This window comes from Neorhizobium sp. T6_25, assembly GCF_002968555.1.
Classification (GTDB): Bacteria; Pseudomonadota; Alphaproteobacteria; order Rhizobiales; family Rhizobiaceae; genus Neorhizobium.
The window spans coordinates 22,342-44,140 of sequence record NZ_PVBL01000014.1; the positions used below are offsets into that span (position 1 = coordinate 22,342).

General features: G+C 61.3%; 18 protein-coding genes. 2 read left to right on the forward strand and 16 right to left on the reverse strand.

Features of this window, described 5'->3' with window-relative positions; translation table 11 throughout:
* Window positions 1-240: 240 nt before the first annotated feature.
* Together C5L10_RS18910 and C5L10_RS18915 are read right to left on the reverse strand one after the other, a co-directional pair.
* Window positions 241-1,146, reverse strand: a complete 906-nt coding sequence (locus tag C5L10_RS18910; RefSeq protein WP_371411955.1) for a nucleotidyltransferase and HEPN domain-containing protein — start codon at window positions 1,144-1,146, stop codon at window positions 241-243.
* Between the two features lie 780 nt (window positions 1,147-1,926).
* Window positions 1,927-2,190 (reverse strand): hypothetical protein, encoded by a 264-nt coding sequence (locus C5L10_RS18915; RefSeq protein ID WP_105430950.1) that lies wholly within the window; start codon window positions 2,188-2,190, stop codon window positions 1,927-1,929.
* 797 nt (window positions 2,191-2,987) lie between these two features.
* On the opposite strand from C5L10_RS18915, the gene C5L10_RS18920 reads away from it, so the two are divergent.
* Complete coding sequence (locus C5L10_RS18920) at window positions 2,988-3,401, forward strand: hypothetical protein (RefSeq protein WP_105431047.1); 414 nt, start codon at window positions 2,988-2,990, stop codon at window positions 3,399-3,401.
* A gap of 535 nt (window positions 3,402-3,936) precedes the next feature.
* On the opposite strand, the gene C5L10_RS18930 is transcribed toward C5L10_RS18920, so the two are convergent.
* The 8 genes from C5L10_RS18930 to C5L10_RS18965 all read right to left on the reverse strand — a co-directional run bounded on the left by C5L10_RS18930 (window position 3,937) and on the right by C5L10_RS18965 (window position 13,444).
* On the reverse strand, window positions 3,937-4,980 hold the full coding sequence (locus C5L10_RS18930) for a sn-glycerol-3-phosphate import ATP-binding protein UgpC (RefSeq protein ID WP_105430951.1): 1,044 nt from the start codon (window positions 4,978-4,980) through the stop codon (window positions 3,937-3,939).
* The gene (gene ugpE / locus C5L10_RS18935; protein ID WP_105401597.1) at window positions 4,980-5,828 is read right to left on the reverse strand and encodes a sn-glycerol-3-phosphate ABC transporter permease UgpE; all 849 of its coding nucleotides are present in this window, start codon (window positions 5,826-5,828) and stop codon (window positions 4,980-4,982) included. Before ugpE ends, C5L10_RS18930 begins: the two co-directional genes overlap by 1 nt.
* A gap of 9 nt (window positions 5,829-5,837) precedes the next feature.
* Window positions 5,838-6,719 carry a sn-glycerol-3-phosphate ABC transporter permease UgpA gene (gene ugpA / locus C5L10_RS18940; protein WP_105430952.1) on the reverse strand — a complete coding sequence of 294 codons (882 nt, stop codon included), beginning with the start codon at window positions 6,717-6,719 and terminating at the stop codon, window positions 5,838-5,840.
* 65 nt (window positions 6,720-6,784) lie between these two features.
* Window positions 6,785-8,089: a sn-glycerol-3-phosphate ABC transporter substrate-binding protein UgpB gene (ugpB, locus tag C5L10_RS18945; RefSeq protein ID WP_105430953.1), complete on the reverse strand. Its 1,305-nt coding sequence runs from the start codon at window positions 8,087-8,089 to the stop codon at window positions 6,785-6,787.
* Window positions 8,090-8,193: 104 nt separating this feature from the next.
* Window positions 8,194-9,015, reverse strand: coding sequence for an inositol monophosphatase family protein (locus tag C5L10_RS18950; protein ID WP_105431049.1), 822 nt, complete (start codon window positions 9,013-9,015; stop codon window positions 8,194-8,196).
* A gap of 29 nt (window positions 9,016-9,044) precedes the next feature.
* Window positions 9,045-10,106, reverse strand: coding sequence for an ABC transporter ATP-binding protein (locus tag C5L10_RS18955; RefSeq protein WP_105430954.1), 1,062 nt, complete (start codon window positions 10,104-10,106; stop codon window positions 9,045-9,047).
* Complete coding sequence (locus C5L10_RS18960; RefSeq protein ID WP_105430955.1) at window positions 10,103-12,334, reverse strand: iron ABC transporter permease; 2,232 nt, start codon at window positions 12,332-12,334, stop codon at window positions 10,103-10,105. The genes C5L10_RS18955 and C5L10_RS18960 overlap by 4 nt, the downstream gene beginning before the upstream one ends.
* A gap of 81 nt (window positions 12,335-12,415) precedes the next feature.
* Entirely contained in the window at window positions 12,416-13,444 is a 1,029-nt protein-coding gene (locus C5L10_RS18965) for an ABC transporter substrate-binding protein (RefSeq protein WP_105430956.1), read from the reverse strand.
* A 191-nt stretch (window positions 13,445-13,635) separates the two neighbouring features.
* Between C5L10_RS18965 and C5L10_RS18970 the strand changes: the two genes are divergently transcribed.
* On the forward strand, window positions 13,636-14,637 hold the full coding sequence (locus C5L10_RS18970) for a substrate-binding domain-containing protein (RefSeq protein ID WP_105430957.1): 1,002 nt from the start codon (window positions 13,636-13,638) through the stop codon (window positions 14,635-14,637).
* Window positions 14,638-14,677: 40 nt separating this feature from the next.
* Here the strand turns inward: C5L10_RS18970 and C5L10_RS18975 are convergent, their stop codons facing one another.
* From C5L10_RS18975 to C5L10_RS19000, 6 genes are all read right to left on the reverse strand, one after another.
* Complete coding sequence (locus tag C5L10_RS18975; protein ID WP_105431050.1) at window positions 14,678-16,537, reverse strand: DUF2264 domain-containing protein; 1,860 nt, start codon at window positions 16,535-16,537, stop codon at window positions 14,678-14,680.
* 63 nt (window positions 16,538-16,600) lie between these two features.
* Window positions 16,601-17,881: a sugar ABC transporter substrate-binding protein gene (locus C5L10_RS18980; RefSeq protein WP_105430958.1), complete on the reverse strand. Its 1,281-nt coding sequence runs from the start codon at window positions 17,879-17,881 to the stop codon at window positions 16,601-16,603.
* A 31-nt stretch (window positions 17,882-17,912) separates the two neighbouring features.
* Window positions 17,913-18,644, reverse strand: a complete 732-nt coding sequence (locus tag C5L10_RS18985; protein ID WP_105430959.1) for a DUF624 domain-containing protein — start codon at window positions 18,642-18,644, stop codon at window positions 17,913-17,915.
* Window positions 18,645-18,664: 20 nt separating this feature from the next.
* Entirely contained in the window at window positions 18,665-19,774 is a 1,110-nt protein-coding gene (locus C5L10_RS18990; RefSeq protein WP_105430960.1) for an ABC transporter ATP-binding protein, read from the reverse strand.
* A 9-nt stretch (window positions 19,775-19,783) separates the two neighbouring features.
* A complete protein-coding gene (locus C5L10_RS18995; RefSeq protein ID WP_105430961.1) occupies window positions 19,784-20,956 on the reverse strand; it encodes a glycoside hydrolase family 88 protein in 1,173 nt (390 codons plus the stop codon).
* Between the two features lie 4 nt (window positions 20,957-20,960).
* Complete coding sequence (locus C5L10_RS19000) at window positions 20,961-21,797, reverse strand: carbohydrate ABC transporter permease (RefSeq protein WP_040125532.1); 837 nt, start codon at window positions 21,795-21,797, stop codon at window positions 20,961-20,963.
* Window positions 21,798-21,799 lie beyond the last annotated feature (2 nt).

The window sequence follows — 21,799 nt, forward strand, 5'->3', positions numbered from 1 at the left end:
GTTAACGCACATGAACGCGTTTAGGAACAATTCTCCGATCCTGTTCCTCGTTCGCGGCGGATAAAGATCCACTACCTGATTTATAGACAAAAACACACACTCTGGTTCTCGAAGAGCCCAATCTTTGCGCATATCGCAAAGCCTGTCATCGGATCCCATCGGCCGGCCAGGTGAGGAGGCGTCGAAATTGAACTCGTTGGTCGGCCGAACCGAAGCCGTTCGCCCGAGTTTCAGTTCGGCTCACGCTCCTTGCAGTCTTTCAAGATGTTCCCTGCAGACATGGTCCACCCGTTCCAGCAATATGGAGGTTCGCTCTTCCAGCCAGGCGAGCGCCTCCTCGCTGATCTCGTAGTGTTTGGAATAGCGTGCCTTTACATAAGCCTCGTTCAGCGTGTTGAACCAGGCGCGCTCGCGGTGCTGATCGCGCGGGAACGCCTCGGCCAGGCGCCGGTCCTGCTCCTCGGCAAGGGAGCGCAGGAACTTGATGTTGTGGGAAGGCGGACCGTAGTTCGTGAGCGTCAGTAGGACGCAGGCATATGCTTGTTCAAGCGATTGATGGAGCTCGAATGCGGCAACGCGCAACTCTTCTTCGCTTAGATAAAAGCCAAATCCCTTTAGGAACGTTCGCGAGAGTTTAGACCGTTCTTCGAAATGACCTTTGGCCACACGCAACCGATCCGCTGGCGACAGCGGTTGCGGCTCCGCGAGCGGCTCATCATCCAGCTCATAAAGAATAATGCCTTCCTTGCGAATGTCGCAGAAGAAGTATTGTCCCTCCTTCAGGTAGGTGTTCACCTCGCGCCTGGAATGGACGATGAAGCTGACTGGTGTTTCGATCGACTTGTCGCGGATCAGCCGGTCGGCGGCCTTGTACCAGTAGTCGCCGAATTCGCAGAGCCTGCGGTCGTTGACGATGACCAGCAGATCGAAATCCGACCGGTAACCCTTCATCGTGAACGGCTCGTCGACCCATCCACCCTTGGCATAGGAGCCGAACAGGATGATCTTCAGAATCCGGCCGCGCTTCTTGAAATCGGCCGTACCCTGTTTCAGGGCGTCCTCGAATTCCTCGTGGAGGATCTCCAGAACCTGGGCCAGTTCGCGCTGTTTGCGCGGTGGCATATGATCGAGGGATGACTTCATCATGAACGGCGATGACCTCAGGAAGGACTGGGGCGACTGGTGCGATACGACTGGTTGCGTCGCTTGTTTCTACACACACCGCAGGGCGCGGGGAAGCAGGATCAGCAAGATCGCAGGACCGGCCCGTGCTGTCCGCTCTTGGTCGCGCGGTCGTGTGCAAGTGGCACGACTTCGTGGGCATTGATCAGGTCGCGGCAAGCCGCCATCCGGATCGTTGATCGAGCGCAACCGGCCGACCTGCTGCGTGTTTGCAGGTTGAAGCGGAGCTTGAGGAGGGACTGGAGCCCCACCATACGAGATGCCTACCGAAATCCTCTGCTTCGATTGGGCACTATCCAGATATCTCTTAAACGCCCCTGTGATCAACAGGCAAAGGTCATCAGCGCTCTTCTCGGGACGACATGGTGTGCGCTTTAGTCAATAAGCTAGGTGTAAAACCGCGCGGCCGACCGTACGCGCGCATCGCTTGATTCCGTCAACGCTCCAGAAGACATCGATCCGCCGATCCTGTCTGCTGGCTCCGGTTTTGCGCTGCCGCGGTTTCGACGAAGCGGATGCCGCTTCGCCAGAGTCAAAATCCCTCAGCGCTCGTGCCCGTCGAACCCGCCTGCATTGGACGCTGACGGTTGCGCCAGGAGCTGGAAACACGCCGCAGGCGCCGCCCCGGCTGAGCCGGAGCACCGAGTTGCGATTCACCCTGCGCGACGCCGTGCTACTCGGCGCACCGCGCGATCTTCGAGGACCGGCTAAACGGCTTGCCCCGCACTGCTGCAGCCCCTTGCGCTAGACGAAGCCGTTTGGAAAGCTCGTATCAAGAGGGGGTGGCGTGACTGGCGCGATAGCGGACTGCGCAATCAGATGATGGACGACGGCGCGTCGAAGGTACCGGTTCAAATCGCCGTTGCTGGCGTGGTCGAGCGTCTTCAGCGAGTAACCCTCGTCGAGCGCTGACTGTCGTAGGCGGCCTGAGAGAGAAACCACATCATCTGCCAAGACGTTGGTTCGCTCTGAAATCCAGTCTTCCAGCCAGTCGTCGATGATACGCATATTGTCACCTTCGGAAACTCATTCCTGCTCCGCAAGGCCATAATTCCTAGAGCGGCATTGGGTTCCGGCCCCGGCGCCTTCCTCCAGCCCCGCTCCCCCTCGTTCATATGCTGTACAGGTAGATTGCAGACAATGGCGGCCCCAGATCGGATAACTTTCAGTCATGAGAATGGAGGCGCACACTGTTGGATGCTCGCTGCAAAGAAATTTTCACCGCCTACATCGACCGTGAATACGGCGACTCGCCATTGGCCATTGAGGAAGCGCTTTGCCTGGCGTTCGAGCAAGGCACTCAGGCGGCGAAGCGCCGAGGAGATGCGAGCTCCTGTCCCTACAGCGCAGTGTCTGACCCAGAGCCTTTCCTGGCGTGGGTGGAAGGTTTCGAGTGCTGTTCTATTCGATGAGCCTGCTGCTGGGCGCGCGGTATCGGGATGGCTAATACGTCGGCCGTGTCGGGACAGGCTTTCAGCACGACGTTGCCAGATCGCCGAAGAAGCAGCTCGACGAGCTCAAGCCGAAGCTGCCGCCGGTGGAGGCGACGGGAAGAAGCTGGAACTGACTGCTCCCGCGATTGTCGCGAAATCGAGTACCGCGCGTGGACGAATGACGAAAGGCTGCGGCACCCGTCATTCAAGGGGTTGCGCGATCTTGATGATACTTCCGACGTTCATCGGCTGCAGGATCAGGTTGCGGCAAGATTCCCAGCCGCTCGGACTGTAACAAGTTTTTGCGTTTGGCGGATTGATTTCTCGTCAGGATAGAATATCGCTTAGGAAAATCTCAGCCGGGGGTAGATGATGAGAAATACGATTGCCGCTTTCACGCTTGCCGTGTTTTCCATCGGGGCAAGCGGACTGGCGGAGGCTTCCGACAGTTTCAAAAAGCAGTCCCTCTCCAGAACCGTCATGAGCGGTGTCCGCACAAAGCTGGGCCAGCACTGGCATATCAACAACGATTGCAGTTTGGCTGACGTACCGGTTGTCCGCATCGTCGAACCGCCCAAACACGGACGCCTTGAAATCGTCCGTCAATCGGTCTTCCCGACCTCGTCAGGAAAACTTGAGCGATGCCGCACCGTTAAAGTCATGGGCCTGGTTGCTTATTATACCGCCAAAGCGGGCTATGTCGGAGAGGACAGTTTCGTGCTGAGATCGCCCTACGGGGAAGGGAAAATCGCAGATACCACGATGAACGTGACGGTGCTGAAGTAGCGAGGTGACCATTCGCCTCCTCGAGGTCGGCTCGGGGCACCAAAGAGCGCCGACAATCCAGCGCTTGTTGTTCTTCTCGAACGCCGGGATGTCCTTGTTTTCGACCTCGAAGCAATGGGGGTAATGCGTGCTCATCCGATCGGGTGCGGAGTGCCGCAGCGACGTCGATGACCATCAGCTTGGCAATCCATTCTCGTCGTACCCAAGATTCTCATCGGCGGACTGCGTGTCGAGAACAGGCAAAGCTGCCTTATGGACGTCCGAGCGAGTGCGATGCAAGCGCTCCATCAGTGCCGCACGCATTGCGAGGGTAATGCTTTCACCTGTCCGGGCGGGAAGTGCGCACCAGCCGTTGCATTTCCGGGTCGCTCGAGGCCACAGTGGCTCCTTCTGCCGAAGTTGCCAGTTTCTGCCCATGTAGCCAATGGGCGGCAGAAAGGCATGGCACGCTTGGGCTGCAAAATACACACCTGAAGAGGATGCCGGAGCGGTCAGCCGGGGATCTTCCAACGGAACGGGTGTTGGCAGACGTCCGTCAGACCCTCTTTCCGGCCGCATCGAACAGATGAAAACGGCTGGCGTCGGCCGTCAGGGCCATGGTCTCGCCGATCTGGATGGCGGAACGGCCTGGGACGCGGAAGACGACGGGACTGCCATCGGCGGTCAGGGCATGGACGTAGCTTTCGGCGCCCACCAGTTCGACCGCGGCTACCTGGACTTCGGCCCTGACGGGGCCGACAACGTTGCCATTGGCGATCACGATGTCCTCCGGGCGGATGCCGATCGTGGCGGCACTGTTGGGCAGTCGCGCCTCGGGCGACATCTTCCAGCCGGTGCCGTTGCCGAGTTTCATGAGGTTCATGGACGGCGAGCCGATGAAGGTGGCGACGAACGTGGTCTCGGGCTTTTCATAAAGTTCGATCGGCGTGCCGACCTGCTCGATCCGGCCGGCATTCAAGACGACCAGTCGGTCCGCCAGCGTCATCGCCTCCATCTGGTCGTGGGTGACGTAGATCGAGGTGGTGGCGAGCGAACGCTGCAGGCGGCGGATCTCGACCCGCATCTGGACGCGCAGCTTGGCGTCGAGATTGGAGAGCGGCTCGTCGAACAGGAAGGCTGACGGTTTACGCACGATGGCGCGGCCCATGGCGACGCGCTGGCGCTGGCCGCCGGACAACTGCCGCGGCTTGCGTTCCAGGAACGGCTCGATCTCCAGCGCCCGGGCGGCCTCGGTGATGCGCCGGTCGATCTCATCCTTCGGCGTGTTGCGGTTCTTGAGGCCATAGGCAAGGTTCTGCCGCACGGTCATGTGCGGATAAAGCGCATAGTTCTGGAAAACCATGGCGATGTCCCGCTCTGCCGGTTCCAGCTCGTTGACGCGCTTGTCGGCAATCGTCACCTCGCCCGAGGAAATGCCTTCGAGACCCGCCACCATGCGCAGAAGGGTGGATTTTCCGCAGCCTGACGGGCCGACCAGCACGATCATCTCCCCGTCTTCGATATCGAGCGATACGCCCTTGATCGCCTCGATATTGCCGCCATAGACCTTGCGGACGTCCTTCAGTTCAATTCTTGCCATTACTTCTCGGTCTCCACCAAACCTTTGACGAACCAGCGCTGCATCAGCACCACGACGATGACGGGAGGAATGATCGCCAGGATCGCGGTGACCATGACGTAGTTCCAGGGGGTTGAGGCATCCGCGAAATCGACCATGCGGCGCAGGCCGATGATGATCGTGTTCATCTTCGCGTCATTGGTGACCAGCAGCGGCCACAGGTATTGCGTCCAGCCGTAGATGAACAGGATGACGAAGAGTGCCGCGATATTGGTCGTCGACAGCGGTAAAAGGATGTCGCGCATGAAGCGGAACGGCCCGGCATTGTCGATGCGGGCAGCCTCGACCATCTCGCCCGGGATCGTCAGGAAGAACTGCCGGAAAAGAAAGGTGGCGGTGGCAGAGGCCATCAGCGGCAGCGTCAGCCCCGCATAGGTATCGATCAGGCCGAGATCGACGATCACCTTGTAGGTCGGCAGGATGCGCACTTCGACCGGCAGCATCAGGGTGATGAAGATCATCCAGAAGAAGCCCATGCGGAACGGAAAGCGGAAGAAGACGATCGCAAAAGCCGACAGGAAGGAGATGACGATCTTGCCGATGGCAATCGCGATCGCCACCACGAAGCTGTTGAACAACAGCCGCTCGAGGCTCACCCCGACCACCCGCTCGACGCCGCCGGAGATGGATTCGGTGTAGTTCTCCATCATGTGGCCGCCGGGCAGCAGCGACAGCGGCGGACGGATGATGGCGCTCGACGTCGCCGTCGAGGCGATGAAGGTATAATAGATCGGAAAGGCAACAATGACGATGCCGAGGATCAGCATCAGGTGCCCCATGAGGGTGGCGAGCGGGCGATTCTCAATCATCGGATCACCTCAACCATAATGCACGCGCCGCTCGACGAAGCGGAACTGGAAAGCCGTGAGTGCGATGACGATGACCATCAGCACCACCGACTGGGCGGCGGACGAGCCGAGGTTGAGGTTCACGAAACCATCATTGTAGACCTTGTAGACCAGCGTCTCGGTCGCCTTGGCAGGGCCGCCGCCGGTCACCGAATGGATGATGCCGAACGTGTCGAAGAAGGCGTAGACGGTGTTGACGACAAGCAGGAAGAAGGTCGTCGGCGCAAGAAGCGGGAAGACGATTGTCCAGAAGCGGCGGCTGCCGCGGGCGCCGTCGATTGCGGCGGCCTCCAGCAGCGATTTCGGGATCGCCTGCAGTCCGGCGACGAAGAACAGGAAATTGTAGCTGATCTGCTTCCAGGCGGCGGCAACCACGACCAGCACCATCGCCTGATCGCCGTTGAGCAACGGGTCCCAGGCGACGCCATTGCGTCTGAGAAGATAGGCCAGCGTCCCCATGGCCGGATTGAACATGAACAGCCACAGCATGCCGGCAACCGCCGGCGCCACGGCATAGGGAATGATCATCATGGTGCGGTAGAAGCCCTTGCCGCGCACCACCAGATCCGCCGCGGTCGCCAGCAGCAGCGCCAGGCCCATCGAGAGCAGGGCGGTCGCAACGCTGAAGACGATCGTCACCTGCAGCGCATGAAGGTAGTTCTCGTCCGACAGGATCAACCGGAAATTTGCCAATCCGACGAACTTGCTCTGCAGGCCGAACGGGTCTTCCCGCATCGCCGATTGATAGAGCGCCTGGCTTGCGGGCCAGAAGAAGAAGATGATTGTCAGGACGATCTGCGGCGCGACCAGGAAATAGGGCAGGATCTTGTTCGGAAAGACGACGCTTTGCACGGGCGGGCTCCCTTGGAATGCGAATGAGGCCGTCCGCGTCGGCTGACGCGGACGGCCCTTGTTGCTTACTTGCCGATTGCCTGCTGGATGGCGGCATTGCCGCGTTCGACAACCTTGTTGAGCGCCGTCTTGGCATCCTGTTTGCCGGCCAGCATCGACTCGAACTCCTCGTTCATGATGTCGCGGACCTGCGGCAGGTTGACGAGGCGGACACCCTTGGAGTTTTCGGTTGGCGCCTTGCCCATCATCTGCAGCAGCGGCGCCTGGCGGCCGGGGTTCTTGTCGTAGAAGCCGGACTTCTTGGTGTCCTCATAAGCCGCCATCGTCACCGGCATATAGCCGGAAACCTGGTGCAGGCGGGCCTGGATCTTGGTCTGCGACAGGAAGTTGAAGAACTCCGCCGTGCCCTTGTATTCCGCGTCGCTCTTGCCGGCGAAGACCCAGAGGCTGGCACCGCCGGGAATGGTGTTCTGCGGCCGGCCGGCGCCCTCGTAATAGGGAAGCTGACCGATGCCGTAGTTCATGCCGGTCTTGATGATGTCGCCGAGACCGCCGGAGGATTCCGTCATGATACCGCATTCGCCCGACGTGAAGAGCTGCTTGGCCTCTGACGTGCGGCCGCCATAGCGGAAGGTGCCGTCCTTGCCGAGATCGGCGATCGACTGGAAGTGCTTGACGAAGAACTCGGAGTTGAGGGCGAGCTTCACGTCCACGCCGGCCAGCCCGTTTTCGTTGCTGCCATAGGAGACGTTGTTCCAGGCGGCGAGATTTTCGGTCTGGATCCAGGTGAGCCAGGTCGAGGTCATGCCGCAGGGGGCAGCGCCGCTGGTCTTGATCTTTTTGGCGGCCTCGAACACCTGCGGCCAGGTCTTCGGCGGGTTGGCGGCATCGAGGCCGGCCTTCTGGAAGATATCCTTGTTGTAATAGAGGATCGGCGACGAGGAATTATAAGGGAAGGACAGCATGGTGCCGTCCGGCTTCGAATAATAGGCGACGATGCCGGGCAGATACTGCGACTTGTCGAACTTGTAGCCGCCCTTGGTCAGCACGTCGGCGACTGGCACGATGGCGCCCTGGGCGCCCATCATCACGCCGCTGCCGGCGTCGAACACCTGGATGATCGCCGGCGGCTGCTTGGCACGGAAGGCAGCGATGCCGGCATTCAGCGTTTCCGGATAGCTGCCCTTGAAGACGGGAACGATCTTGTAGTCCTTCTGGCCTTCGTTGAATTCCTTGGAAAGCTGCTCGACGACCTCGTTATTGGCGCCCGTCATGGCGTGCCACCATTGGATTTCGGTGACGGCCATCGCGCTCGACGCCATGAGCAGCGATGTGGTTGCGGCAATTGCTGAAGCAAGAACGATTTTCATGGATGTTTTCCTCCCTTGACCATGAACCGAAGATAAGGTCCGACGAGGACCCTTTTCTGCGCGCCGCCGGACCTTACGGCTCGGACGGCGCGTGATTGAAGCGGTTACGCAGCCGCCGAATCCCCTGCGCCGACACCGGCGATGCGTTTGAGATCGCTGACCGCGCCCGGGCCGGCGGCAAGTACCGGGGCGCCCTTGGTGAGCCGCCCGCCTTCCGTGGGGAAGGGCAGGAACCAGCCGCCTGCCTCCTCGATGATGCAATAGCCGCCGAGGCAGTCCCAGGCGTGCATATAAGGCTCGTAATAGCCGACCAGCCGGCCGGCGGCGACATAGGCGAGCATCAGCGCACCCGATCCCAGCCGGACGAAATTGCCGCCGCCTTCGAGGAGATCGTTGACGATCTTGCCGACCGCGGCCGGCGTGACATGGTGGTTGGCGCCGATGCCGGTCAGCCCGTTGCGGATCGTCTTGCGGCCATCGAGCGAAAGCCGCTTGCCGTTCAACGTGGCGCCCTGTCCGGCCGCTGCGGAATAGATTTCTTCGTAGCAGGGCACGAAAATGACGCCGACGACCGGCTTCTTGTCATGGAGAACTGCGATCGAGACGCACCAGTTCGGCATGCCGCTGACAAACGGGCTGGTGCCGTCGATCGGATCGACGACCCAGGTATAGCCGGAACGGCCTTCGGCAAGCCCGTATTCCTCGCCCAGGAAGCCGTCGTCCGCGAATGTGTCGGACACCCGGTCGCGGATGAGGTTTTCCACCTCCCGGTCGGCGATCGAGACGACATCCTGCGGATCGCCCTTGGTTTCGATGACCAGTGTTTCGCGCCGGCTGAAATAGTCGAACGCGACCTTTCCCGCTTCCCGCGCGATCGTTTCGGCAAGCGCGTGGCGATCCCTGATTTCCTGTTCGTTTTTGTTCATGAAGAAACCGTGTCCCTGTCTGCAGACGTTCATTCCGCGATGATGGCGATGCCGCGGCTCTTGAGGCCGATGGCGACCTGTGTGCCGGGAGGAAGAGGGCGGTCGACCGACGGGTCGACGATGAACAACGTCCCGCCGCTCGTTTCCGCCTCGTATTCGATATGGTCGCCGAGATAGGCCGTGTGGCTGATCCGCCCGGAAAAGGCGGCGCTTTCGGCGGGTTCGACGGTGATGGCGCTCGGTCTGACCGCAAGCTTGCCGCGGCCGGTCCTTGCCCCGCGCGCCGGCACGACATGCCTCAGTCCCTCGATGCTGACGGTCGCCTGCGCGCCAGAGATGTCGATGATTTCGCAATCCACGACATTCGCCTCGCCGATGAAGTCGGCGATGAAGGATGAGGCGGGCGCCTCGTAAAGCTCACGCGGGCTGCCCTCCTGGGCGATGCCGCCGTCTTTCATGACGATGATCTTGTCGGAGACCGCCAGCGCCTCGTCCTGGTCGTGGGTGACGTAGACGGCGGTGAACTGCAGGCGCTGCTGAAGCTCGCGGATCTCGGTGCGGACGCGACGGCGCAGCCGGGCATCGAGGTTGGACAGCGGCTCGTCGAGCAGCAGGACCTGGGGTTCGAGGACCAGCGCGCGGGCGACGGCGACGCGCTGCTGCTCGCCGCCGGACAGTTCGGCGGGAAGACGACGCCCCATGCCCGCAAGGCCGACGAGTTCGAGCCCGTGCTCGGCCTTTTCACGCGCTTGCCTCCGGCTCAGTCCCGATGACTCCAGCCCGTAGGCGATATTGTCGAGCGACGTCATGTGCGGGAAAAGGGCGTAGGACTGGAACACCATCGAGACGTCCCGCTCGTTGGCCGGCAGCATGGTGACGTCCTTGCCGCCGATCAGAATGCGGCCGGAGGTCGGGTGTTCGAGGCCGGCGAGCATGCGCAGCGTCGTGGTCTTGCCGCAGCCGGAGGGCCCGAGCAATGTCACCAGCGTGCCGGGCTCGACGGTCAGCGACAGGTCGTGAATGGCCGTGAAGGCGCCGAAAGTCTTGCGGACGTTCTGGAAAACGACCGATCCGGCATTTGCGGGTCTCATGCGATTTTCTCCTGCGGGAGGGACGTCGGGACACGGGCGAGTTCGGCCGAGATGCGGTTTTCGCGCCTTAGCCGCCGCTCGCCGACGATCAGCTGGAAACCGGTGATGACGGCGATCATCACCACGATCAGCATGGAGGAATAGGCGATTGCCACGCCGTATTCACCGTTCTCGACCAGCCCGACGATATAGGAGGTCGCCATGTTGTACTGGGCGCTGACCAGGAAGACGACGGCGCTGATCGAGGTGATGGCGCGCACGAAGGAATAGACGAGTGCGGCGGTGATGGCCGGCCTCAGGAGCGGCAGGATAACCTTGCGGATGGTGCGGAAGCTGGTTGCTCCGAGCGTCATAGAGGCCTCGTCGAGGCTCTTGTCGAGCTGGCTCATGGCGGCGATGCCGCCGCGCACCCCGACCGGCATGTTGCGAAAGACGAAACAGGCGACGAGGACCAGCGCCGTGCCGGTCATTTCGAGCGGCGGCAGATTGAAGGCCATGATGTAGCTGATGCCGATCACCGTGCCGGGAATGGCAAAACTCATCATCAGCGCAAATTCGAAGAGCTCGCGGCCGGCAAATTTCTGCCGCACGATCACATAGGCCGTGGCCAGCCCGACGGCGGCGGTCAGCGGCGCCGAGATCAGCGCGATCTCCATCGTCGTCCAGAAGGAATTCCAGGCAACCCCGGTCCACACCAGCGAACCGTCGCGGACGGTGACGGAGAAAGCCTTGGCGTAATGGGCAAGCGTCAGGGTGTTGTCGAGACCCCAGGTCTTTACGAAACCACCGAAGATGATCATGCCGTAGACGACGAGCGTGAAGATCATCCAGGGGATGACGAGCGCATGGACGGCAATCGAAAGCGGGCGGGGCAGCGCGATATGGGCGCCGCTGTCGCCCTTGCCGGTGACGGTCGCGAAATTCTTGCCCGAAAGCCAGAGCCGCTGCGCCAGGAAGGCAGACAGGGTGAAGCAGAGCAGGATCATCGCGAGCACCGCGGCGCGGGCCGGATCGTTCTGCGAGCCGACAACGGCAAAGAAGATTTCCGTCGAAAGCACGCCGTGACTGCCGCCAAGCACCAGCGGGTTGCCGAAATCCGCCATGCTTTCGATAAACCCGATCAGGAAGGCGTTCGCCAGCCCCGGCTTCATCAGCGGCAAGGAGACGCGCCAGAATGTGCGCCAGCGGTTTGCGCGCAATGTCTGGGAGGCCTCCTCCATCGAGGGGCTGACGCCTTCGACGACGCCGATCAGGACGAGAAAGGAGATTGGCGTAAACGAGAGAACCTGGGCGATCCAGATGCCGGTGAGGCCATAGAGCCAGCGGCTCGGCTCTATGCCGAAGACGGACGAAAGGCCCTCGGTGACGACGCCGGCACGGCCGAACAGGAGCGTCAGCGCCAGGCCGATGACGAAGGGCGGTGTGATGATCGGCAGCACGGTCAACAGCCGCAGGCCCTTCTTGAAGGGAAAATGCGTGCGGGTCGCGACCAATGCGAAGGCGAGACCCAGCAGCGTTGAACCTGCAGCCGTCATGATCGCCAGGAAAAGTGTGCGCCAGGCGATCCCGCAGCGTGTGCCGCCGGCAAGACAATCGAGGCTCCAGATCGAGGATTCGGCGATGTTGCGGCTGAATCCGTCGAAATTCACCGAACCGTCGAAATCCTGGAAGGCGCCGATGAACATGCTGCCGATCGGATAAAAGACGAAGACCGCGACGAGGAAGATCAGCACCGAGATGGTCGAGACGACGAAGGCGTCGCCGCGCATCACGCCCCTTTCGGCAAGGCCGAAGGAAAATATCAGGACGAAGACCACGGACATCAGGACGGCGCCGGCACCCATCGACGACTGGCCGCCGGCGAGCTCACCGAAGAGCGTCTGGGTGATCGCCCAGTTCCAGCCGGTATTGCCGATTGCAAGCCCCTGGAGCGCGAGAAAGACGATGCCGAAGCCGCCCGCCCAGGCAAGCAGCGCGCCGCGCCGCATCGGGTCGGTCACCAACCGCGCCGCGGCCGCTCCGAGAAGTGCCAGCAAGGCAGCCAACAACCAGAGCCGGCCGTGCACGAAGATCTGCAGCATCCCGGGAGCAGCCGAAGCCGCCCCCGGGAAGTCCCCCAGCCAGGAGAATGACAGAAACCCCTTCTCGATCCGGTACCATGGCAAAACGACCAAGGCCGCGGCGCCGAAGGCAAGGACAAGGTCAAGTCTGCGATTGCGATTGTCCATGGCAGGCCGCGACCTCAACGAGAGCATGGAAAGTCCGGTCGCGCCACAGGCCAAGCCGCAGCGCGACGATGGCGATCGGGATCAGTTGGCACTCGCGCCGATTTCCTTGTCCCAGCGCTCGAGCAGCTTCTTGCGGGTGTTCGGGTCGCCATATTTGGTGAAGTCGTAATCGATCAGCTTGATGTCGGCGAATTTCGGCGCTTCCTTCGGCACGTCCGCCTTGGCATTTGACGGAAGCTGGAAGGATTTCGCCTCCTTCATGTGCGACTGCACGTCGGCCTTCAGCGCCCAGTCATACCACTTCTTGGCGTTTTCCAGATTGCGAGCGCCCTTGACGATCGACATCGAGCCGATTTCGTAGCCGGTGCCCTCGCAGGGCGCGATCGACTTGACCGGGAAACCCTCGACCGTCTGGGCCACCGCATCATGCATGAAGACGATGCCGATCGCCGTCTCACCGCGGGCGGCGGCCTTGACCGGCGCCGAGCCGGACTTGGTATATTGCGAAATATTGGCGTTGAGCTTCTTCAGATAGTCATAGGCCTTGTCTTCGCCCATGATCTGCACGAGCGTCGCCAGCGCCGTATAGGCGGTACCGGAGGAGTTCGGATTGGCCATCTGGATCTCGCCCTTGAACGAGGCGTCGAGAAGGTCGGCCCAGCACTTGGGCTCCTTGTAGTTCTTCTGCTTGAAGAGTTCGGTATTGTAACCCCAGCCGAGCGCGCCGGCATAAACGCCGACCGTGCGGAAACCGGAACTTTCCGCCTGCTTCTTTGCCCAGTCGTTGAGCTCCCCCAGAAGCGGCGACTTGTATTCCTGCGTCAGCCCCTCGGATGCCGCCTGCAGATGCGGATCGCCGGTCCCGGCCCACCAGATATCGGTTTTTGGATTGCGCGCCTCGGCGCGGATCTTGGCATAGGTTTCTCCGGAAGACAGGCGAACCATGTTCACCTGAATGCCGGTATCCTTCTGGAACATCTGCTGCATCATTTCGCAGATGACCACGTCGGCAGAGCAGATCAGGTTGAGTTCTTCCGCGGCACGAGATGCCGATACGTTCATAGTCAAGCCGGCCGCCAGAGCGGCAGCGGCTGTGAGAGCCAAGCGCATGATTATCCTCCCAGATTATGGTGACGCCTCCACATCACCCGCCTTTGCAAGCGTGTGCAATGGTTCCATGGAGTTGGGGACCTTGTCAATAACAAATTGCTAAAGAATACGATCGTCAGCCGCATTTCTTGTCATCTGCTTGTTGCACTCGCTTGCAAAAATAGGCATTGATTGAGGCGAGGGAGAGGGCGATGAGCCGCAGGATTTTTGTCAGCGCCAAGGAAGTCGCTGACCGGGCTGGTGTGTCCAGGTCGGCCGTTTCACGCACGTTCACGCCGGGCGCAAGCGTTTCGGAGGAAACGAGGCGACGGGTGATCGAGGCGGCCGAGGCGCTGGGATATCATGTCAACCACCTCGCTCGCGGGCTGATGCGCAACGAAAGCGGCATCGTCTGCCTGATCGTGTCCGAGCTCGACACGCCCTACCGCGCCAGCCTGATCCGGGCGCTCACCGGCCAGCTCCAGGGTGCCTCGAAGATCGCCATGCTGATCAATACCGACCGCTCCGACGACAGCGTCGACCAGGCGCTTCGGCAGGCGATCAGCTACCGCGCCGACGCGTCGATCATCCTGTCCGGCATGCCGGACAGGTCGATCACCGATCTGTGCCTGAAGAGCGGACAAAGGCTGGTGCTGATCAACCGCGACGAGGATCGCGACGGCGCCCTGATGATCAACCTCAATGATCGCGACGCGGCCCGGCGCAGCTTCATCGCCTTGTTGCGCGCCGGCTGCCGCAACTTCGCCTTTGCCAATTCGGAAGCGATGACGCCGAGCCTGATGGCCCGCGAGGAGGGTTTTCGCGCCGCCGGCCGCGAACATGGCTTGGAGGTGACCGTCGAGCGTTTCGGCTCCACCACCTATCAGAGCGGCGCGGTGCTGGCGCAGCGGCTGCTTACCCGCGAGACGCGGCCGGATGCGATCTTCTGCGTCAACGACCTGCTTGCCTGCGGCTTGATGGATGCCGCTCGGTTTCAGTTCAACCTTGCCGTCCCGTCCGAACTCTGCGTCGTCGGCTTCGACGACATCGAGCAGGCGTCCTGGACCTCCTACAATCTGACCACCTTTGCCCAACCCGTCGACCGGATTGCAGCCGAAGCCGTGGCCTGGCTCGATCAGGCCACGCCGGCTCAGACGAACTCGCGAAGACTTGAGGCGAACCTCGTCTGGCGCGGATCGGTCAGGGGCGGATGAAGCGGCAGGCAAGCATAAGGACAGGCCGCCGTGGCCTGCCTCACCTGGCGCCGGTAAGGTTGAAGGCGGGGATCACCTGTCCTTGCGCACGGAACAGCCGCTCCAGTTCCGCCACATCTGGGCAGGCCGGCACAGACTGCAGAAAGGCGGGGGCCATCTCGGCATTGGGCAGCGCGATGACCGCCGCGGCAAGCAGTGTCGTCCCCGCCTCGATCTGTCCACGCAACTGCGGAAGAAGCGTCTTTGCGTGAACGAGATTGCTATTGGCGATCGGGCTCATGGCATGGCCCTCTCGCCGGAAGGCAGGTGAAAGCTCGATGATTGCGCTGGTGTCGGTCTGACCATACCACACGGCCAGACCTTCGCCGTGGCTGGCGATATCGGCCTGGAAATCCGCCTGTTCGATGGCAAAACCGCCCTCCGTCGTTTGCAGCGCGCGCGGCGAGACGATGCGGTGGATGCGGATATGCCAGGGGTTGGCCGGCACCAGCCAGGTCTCCACAGCAACGTCGCTCCAGGGCTTCCAGCGGGAATAGAGTCTGTCGCCGGCGATCAGCGCCTGCTCGAGCGTTTCGCGCATGCGGAAATGCACGCCGTCATCGGAAAGGCCCAGCATGCCGTCAAAACTTGCCGCCGCGAAATGCCGGTCGTTGGCCTCGATGTTGAAGGCGTAGCGGGTGGAATAGACGAATTTCGAATATTTCTCATGGGCGCCGCGCATCCTGTCGTGCTGCTGCCCGGAGGCGAGGACGACCACGTTGCCGGGTGTATGGATGGCGACCATGCCGGGTTCCTTGAGCGGAACCGGTTCCGCAAAGGCGGGTGCCGGTGCTTCTTCTGCCAGCCAGAACGGATGGTCGGCGGGCAGCGCCAGGGGGAGAAAGAATTTCAGCGCCCAATAGGGCGAGCAGGCCGAATTGTAGCTCTCGCTCATCAGGAGATTGGGATAACCGTAGCCGATCGACAGAACCCCGTCGCGGTCGGCGATCGGGAGCTTCGACCACCAGCGGATATGGCGCATGTAATAGCCCTTGATCTCGGCCCAGGGCAGGGCCTCGACGCCCGCAAACGCCAACGCGCCCCAAAAGCCGCCGGCGGCAAACCGGTATGTCTGGCTGCGCCCGAAGGCAAGCGCGGCGCCGTCCGGGCCGAACCAGTGGCGGATATCCTGGGCAAAGGCACGGGCACGCTCGCGATAGGCATCGCCGCGCGCAGTATCGGCCTTCGCGAGCACCGAATAGATCAGCGCATAAAAATGCAGGGCGAAGGGGATATAGTGGTCGACGCGCTTGACCGGCCCGTCGCGATACCAGCCTTCGCCAAGCCGGAAGGCCTCCGTCTCGTCGAGATAGGTATCCGTCATCGATCGGTCGAAGCTTGCGCCGACGCGCGTCAGGCCGAGATCGATGAGAACCCGGAAGAATTTCCAGTTGTTGTCGATGAATGCCTTGTCGCGGGCCGACACGAGATAGGCAGCGACGGTTTTCTTCTGCCCTTCGCCAAGCGGATCCCAAATATGTTCGGGCACCATGGCAAGCGCAAAACCGACTGCGGCCAGTTCCACCTGGCGCTGGTCGCGATCGGCGATATCGCCCCAATATTCCGGATGAGAGGGATCGGTGCCGTTTGCAAGGCCGCGGCGGTAGAGGTCCCAATGCGGGAAGTCCTGGCCTCCGGCTGCAAGCGGCACGATCCCCCAGAGCGGTCGGGCAAAACCTTCAAGGTCGGCCGCGGCACGATCGAAATGCGCGCCGGTCGCGCTCAGGCGGACGCGCGCGCCGCCTTCGGAAAAATAGGCAAGAAGCGGCTTGAACAGATCCAGTACCGCTCTGCCGAGATCGGCTCGGGAAAGAAGGGGGTTCCCGCAAAGGGGATTGGCTTGGACTGGGTCGTAGATCACGGGCAAACCATTCTTAATCGAAAAAAAGACCCGCGGAGGACGTGGTCTCCGCGGGTCGGGTTGTTACTTGATGGCCTTCACGCCATCGGTCATTTCCTTCAGGCCGTCATCAATCGAGATGTTGTCGGTCATGATCGAGTCATGCGCACGGTTGAGGACAACTTCGATCTTTGCAGCATTCGGATTGACGGCCATTTCCAGGAAGGACTTGCCCGATTGCAGCGCGTCCTTGCTCGCCTGGTCCTGGGGGAAGCCCGGCAGCGATGCGATCTTGGCGGTGACTTCCGGGGTGCGGACGGTCGGGATCGTGCCGGTGCCGGCGATGATGGCCGCGCCTTCCGGGCCGGTGACGAACTTGATGAAGTCGAGCACCTCGGCCTTGTGGGTGGAGTTGGCATTGACAGCGAGACCGGAAATCTGCGCTGCGGTCGTGCCTGCTGCAACGCCATCCGGATGCGGGAACTTTACGATCCCCCAGTTCTTGCTCTTCGATTCGCCTGAGGCGACCTTGGCGATCTGGGTGCCGACGAACCAGGTACCCATCGGCAGCATGCCGATCGTGCCGTTGAAGAACAGGGCCGAGTAGTGGGTATTGGAGGTCTTCAGCGACGCATAGGACGGAACGACGCCGGCCTTCTGCAGGGCAAGCGCGCGCTCATACCATGGCTTGAGGAAAGCGTAGTCCGGACCCGCGAGCGTCTGCTTGCCGTCGAGAATGCCTGGAAGCTGGACCGTGGAGCGCCATGTATGGAAGAGCGCGCCATAGGTCTTGTTGGCGCCCATGCCGCCGGCGAGCTTTGTGGCGATCTGGTCGAACTGCGCCCAGGTCATGTCGTTGGTCGGGTAGGTAACGCCCGCCTTGTCGAAAATGTCCTTGTTGTAATAGACGACCCAGAAATCCGAGCGGAACGGCAGGGCATAGATCTTGCCGTCGATCTTGAGCTCGTCGACAAGGCCGCCGAAGGAGGCCGGGTCGATCTTCTGTTCCGTCATGAAGCCGGAGAGGTCCAAGATCGAGCCGGCGCGGACGAGGTTCGTATAGTTCGGAACGTCCTTGACGGTGACGATGTCGATATCCTTGGAGCCGCCCGCGAGCTGCGTGGCGATCATCTGCTGGTAGTCCTGCGAACCGAGGTCCACGGACTCGAACTTAACGTTCGGATTCTTGGCCTGGTATGCGGCCATGAGCGGCTTGTAATAAGCCACCTTGTCCCAGTCCCACAGCGCCCATTTGAGCGTCACGGCATTGTCCGACTGTGCGTATGCCGATCCTGCGATCGACGTCGCCATGGCGAGACCCGCCATCGCGAACCTCACCGATCTCCCGAATTTCCCCAAATACATTTCCGTTCTCCTTCCCTGAAGTGTCTCTGGATTAGATATGCTTAGCGTCACCAGCCTGCGGTTCGCGATGCGCCTGTATTGCCATTGGCAGGGCTAGAACCATGACCGCTGCCCGATGGACGCCGAATGTGACGGCGAACATTCCGAGTGAAAAGTTGAGGGTGGCCGGCATGAACACGGACACCGGATAAAAGACGATATGCGCAAGCCAGAGCGCCGCCACCAATGCAAGCGCGCCGATCGCCGGCAGCGGACGCACGACCGATGCAGTGGCTGCCAGCCGCAGCAGCACTGGCGCCGAAAGATCACGCATCACCATCAGCACGACGAGGTGGCAGGCCACCACGACGATGAAAACCGTGGCGATCAGCGCAATCGTCAGCGGCAGGGCGAGCACGAGATTGTCTTTTGCGGTCGCGGCATAGGTGACGATCGCATAAACGCCGAGGCCGATCGCGAGGGTAAAGGCCAGGCCCCACGCGGTCGCCCGCCAGAAATACCGGAAAAACGCTTCGGCGAAATCGCGCAGGAGATAGGTGTTGCGGTCTTCGACGAAGGCGACCGAAATACGGGCGGTCGCAGCGATTGCAGCGGGGATGGTGACGACGAAGAGCGCGGCCAGAATGAACAGGATGTTCAGTTTGACCATCTCCCACCACTCGCGCGCGACCGTATCGGCGAAAAGGGCAAGACCGGTCTTCTTCGGCGCATTCTTCGGAATGCCCGGTCCTTCCTTCGTCCACATGTCGCGCAGCCATTGCATGGCCGTTTCCTCCCGCTCGCCTAATAAAGGATCGAGCGCTCCGTTTGCCTGTCGAACAACTGCATATTGGTGGTGTCGACGACCAGCTTGACCTCGTCGCCGATCGCGCCCTTGAACCGGGGCGACACGCGCGCGATCAGGCTGCGTCCTCCGGCGACGATATTGAGGTGGATTTCCGAGCCCATCGGTTCGGCGAGTTCCATGACGGCGCCGAAGGGCGCAAGGTTTTCCGGCGCGATATCGGCCGGCGGCAATTCGTGAAAATTCTCCGGCCGGATGCCGATGACCAGTTCGCGGCCTTCGTAGGGTGCGATGCGGCTTTTGTCGAAATGGGCCGGCAATGGCAGTTCCCGCCCGTCGAACGAGGCGAAATACCGCTCGCCGCGCCGCTCGATCACCGATGGCATCATGTTCATCTGCGGCGCGCCGATGAAGCCGGCGACGAACATGTTGACCGGTCGATCATAAAGGTTCTGCGGCGTGTCGACCTGCTGGATATGCCCGTCCTTCATCACCACGATGCGATCCGCCATGGTCATCGCCTCGATCTGGTCATGGGTGACGTAGATGAAGGTGGCATGCAGACGCTTGTGCAGCTTGGTGATCTCGGCACGCATGGTGCCGCGAAGCTTGGCGTCGAGATTGGAGAGCGGTTCGTCCAGCAGGAAGACTGCCGGGTTGCGCACCATGGCACGCCCGAGTGCGACGCGCTGGCGCTGGCCGCCGGACAGCGCCTTCGGCTTGCGGTTGAGAAGGTGGGTGATGTCGAGGATTTTTGCAGCGTCCTGAACCTGGCTGTCGATGAAATCCCGGGACACTTTGCGAAGCTGCAGGCCGAAAGCCATGTTCTTGTAGACGGTCATATGTGGGTAAAGCGCATAGTTCTGGAAGACCATGGCGATGTCGCGGTCCTTGGACGGCACATCGTTCATCAGGTCGCCGTCGATCTGGAGCTCGCCGCCGGAAATCTCCTCCAGCCCGGCGATCATCCGCAGCGTCGTCGATTTGCCGCAACCCGAAGGGCCGACCAGAATGATGAATTCCTTGTCGGCGATCTCCAGGTCGATGTCATGGACGACAGTGAGGGCGCCGTAGGACTTGTTCAGTTTTTTCAGTGAAATGCTGGCCATCGGATTCTCTCACCAATAGGAAGACCAGGCGCGCGCGAGGCGCGTCAGGGCTTCCATGTAATAATAATCGCCCCAGGAGACGCACTCGTCGACGCCTTCGCCGCGGCAGGTATTGTAGGGCGATTTCTTCGAATAGGTTCCGTGGAGGACAAGGCCGTTGGACATGGCCGGATCCTTGACCGCGTAGTGCTCGGAGAGGCTCTTCATCATGCGCCGGGCAAGCTCGCGGTAACGCGCGCCGACATCGGCCTCGACAAGCTCGGCCATTTCGAGCAGCCCGCAGGCGACGATCGAGGCGGACGAACTATCGCGCGGCTCACCATCTTTCTCGGAGAACACAAGGTCCCAGTAAGGCACCATGTCGGCCGGCAGCTTCTTCAGATAAAAATCGAGAAGCCGGTCGAACGTGTTGCGGTATTCGTCCAGTGGCTCGTAGCGATAGGAAAGCGCCATGCCGGCAATGCCCCAGGCCTGCCCGCGCGCCCAGAAACTGTCGTCCTTGTAGCCCTGCTTCGTCGCACCACGCACGGGCGCACCGGTCACCGGATCCATGTAGAACGTATGATAGGTGGAATTGTCCGGCCTGACCGAGTTTGCCAGCGTCGTGCGGGCGTGGATGAGCGCGATGTCGCGGTATTTGTCATCGCCGGTCTCGCGGCTTGCCCAATAGAGCAAAGGCAGGTTCAGCAGGCAGTCGATGATGTAGCGGTATTCCTCCGCGACGCCCTTGCGGCCCCAGGCCTGGATGAACTGGCCGATCGGCTGGAAGCGCTCGATAAGCTGGTCCGCGGCCAGGATGGCGGCCTTGCGTCCGTCCTCGTCGCCGACCAGCTTCCATGCGGCGATGCACGACGGCGAATAGAGAAAGCCCATATCGTGGTGGTCGGTCTCGATGCGGTTCTCGATCCGGTGCAGGAAGCTTTGCACCTGGATCTGCGCTGCATGCTGGAAAATCTTGTCGCCCGTATGCTCGAACGCCAGCCAGATTTCTCCCGGCCAGAAACCTGCGGTCCACTGGGTATTGTCGACGGCGGGATAGAAATTGCCGACGCTGGAATGGTTCTGGGATGCGTAGGTGAAGGCCGGCAGATTGCGCCGGATCTGGGCGACGGCGAGATCGAGCGCTGCCTTGACCTCGGCATCGGTGATCGGTTGGGGAGCGATCTGCATAACTTCATTCATGACGTTAACCCTTGAGGCCCGACGAAGCGACGCCTTCGACGAAGAAGCGCTGCAGCGACAGGAAGACGATCAGCACGGGAATGAGGGCGACGACCGATGCCGCCATGATCAGCCCGTACTCGGCGGAATATTGCGAGATGAACATGCGCAGGCCGATCTGGATCGTCTTCAGCTCCGTCTTGGTCAGGTAGATCATCGGACCGAGGAAGTCATTCCAGGTGGTGACGAAGGTGAAGATGGTCAGCGTCGAAAGCGCCGGCTTCGACAGCGGCAGCATGATGCGCGCCCAGATCTGATATTCGTTCATGCCGTCGATGCGCGCTGCTTCGCAAAGTTCCGTCGGGATCGACATGTAGAACTGCCGCATGAGGAAGACGCCGAAGGCGGTGAAGGCCTGCAGGCAGATCAGCGCCAGATGGGTATTGTTCAAGCCGAATTCGCGCATCAGCAGGAACTGCGGCACCATGTAGACCTGCCAGGGCATGGCGATGGTTGCGATATAACCGAGGAACAGCGTGTTCTTGTAGGGGAAATCGAGCTTGGCAAAGGCATAGGCCGCGAAGCTCGAGGTCAGCAGCTGCAGCAGGGTGACAATGATCGTCAGCTTCGATGTGTTGTAGATGAACAGGCCAAGCGGGATCTTCGTCCAGATGTCCACGTAGTTCTGCCACTGCGGTTGCGACGGAATCCACTCGATCGGGAAGACGAAGACGTCCCGGCTGAGTTTCAGCGAGGCGGACAGCATCCAGGCGAAAGGCATCAGCATCACGGCGGTGATGACGATGACCGTCGCATAGACTGCAATGCTCTTGGCGGTGACCTTGCGTCCGGCAATCTTCACGG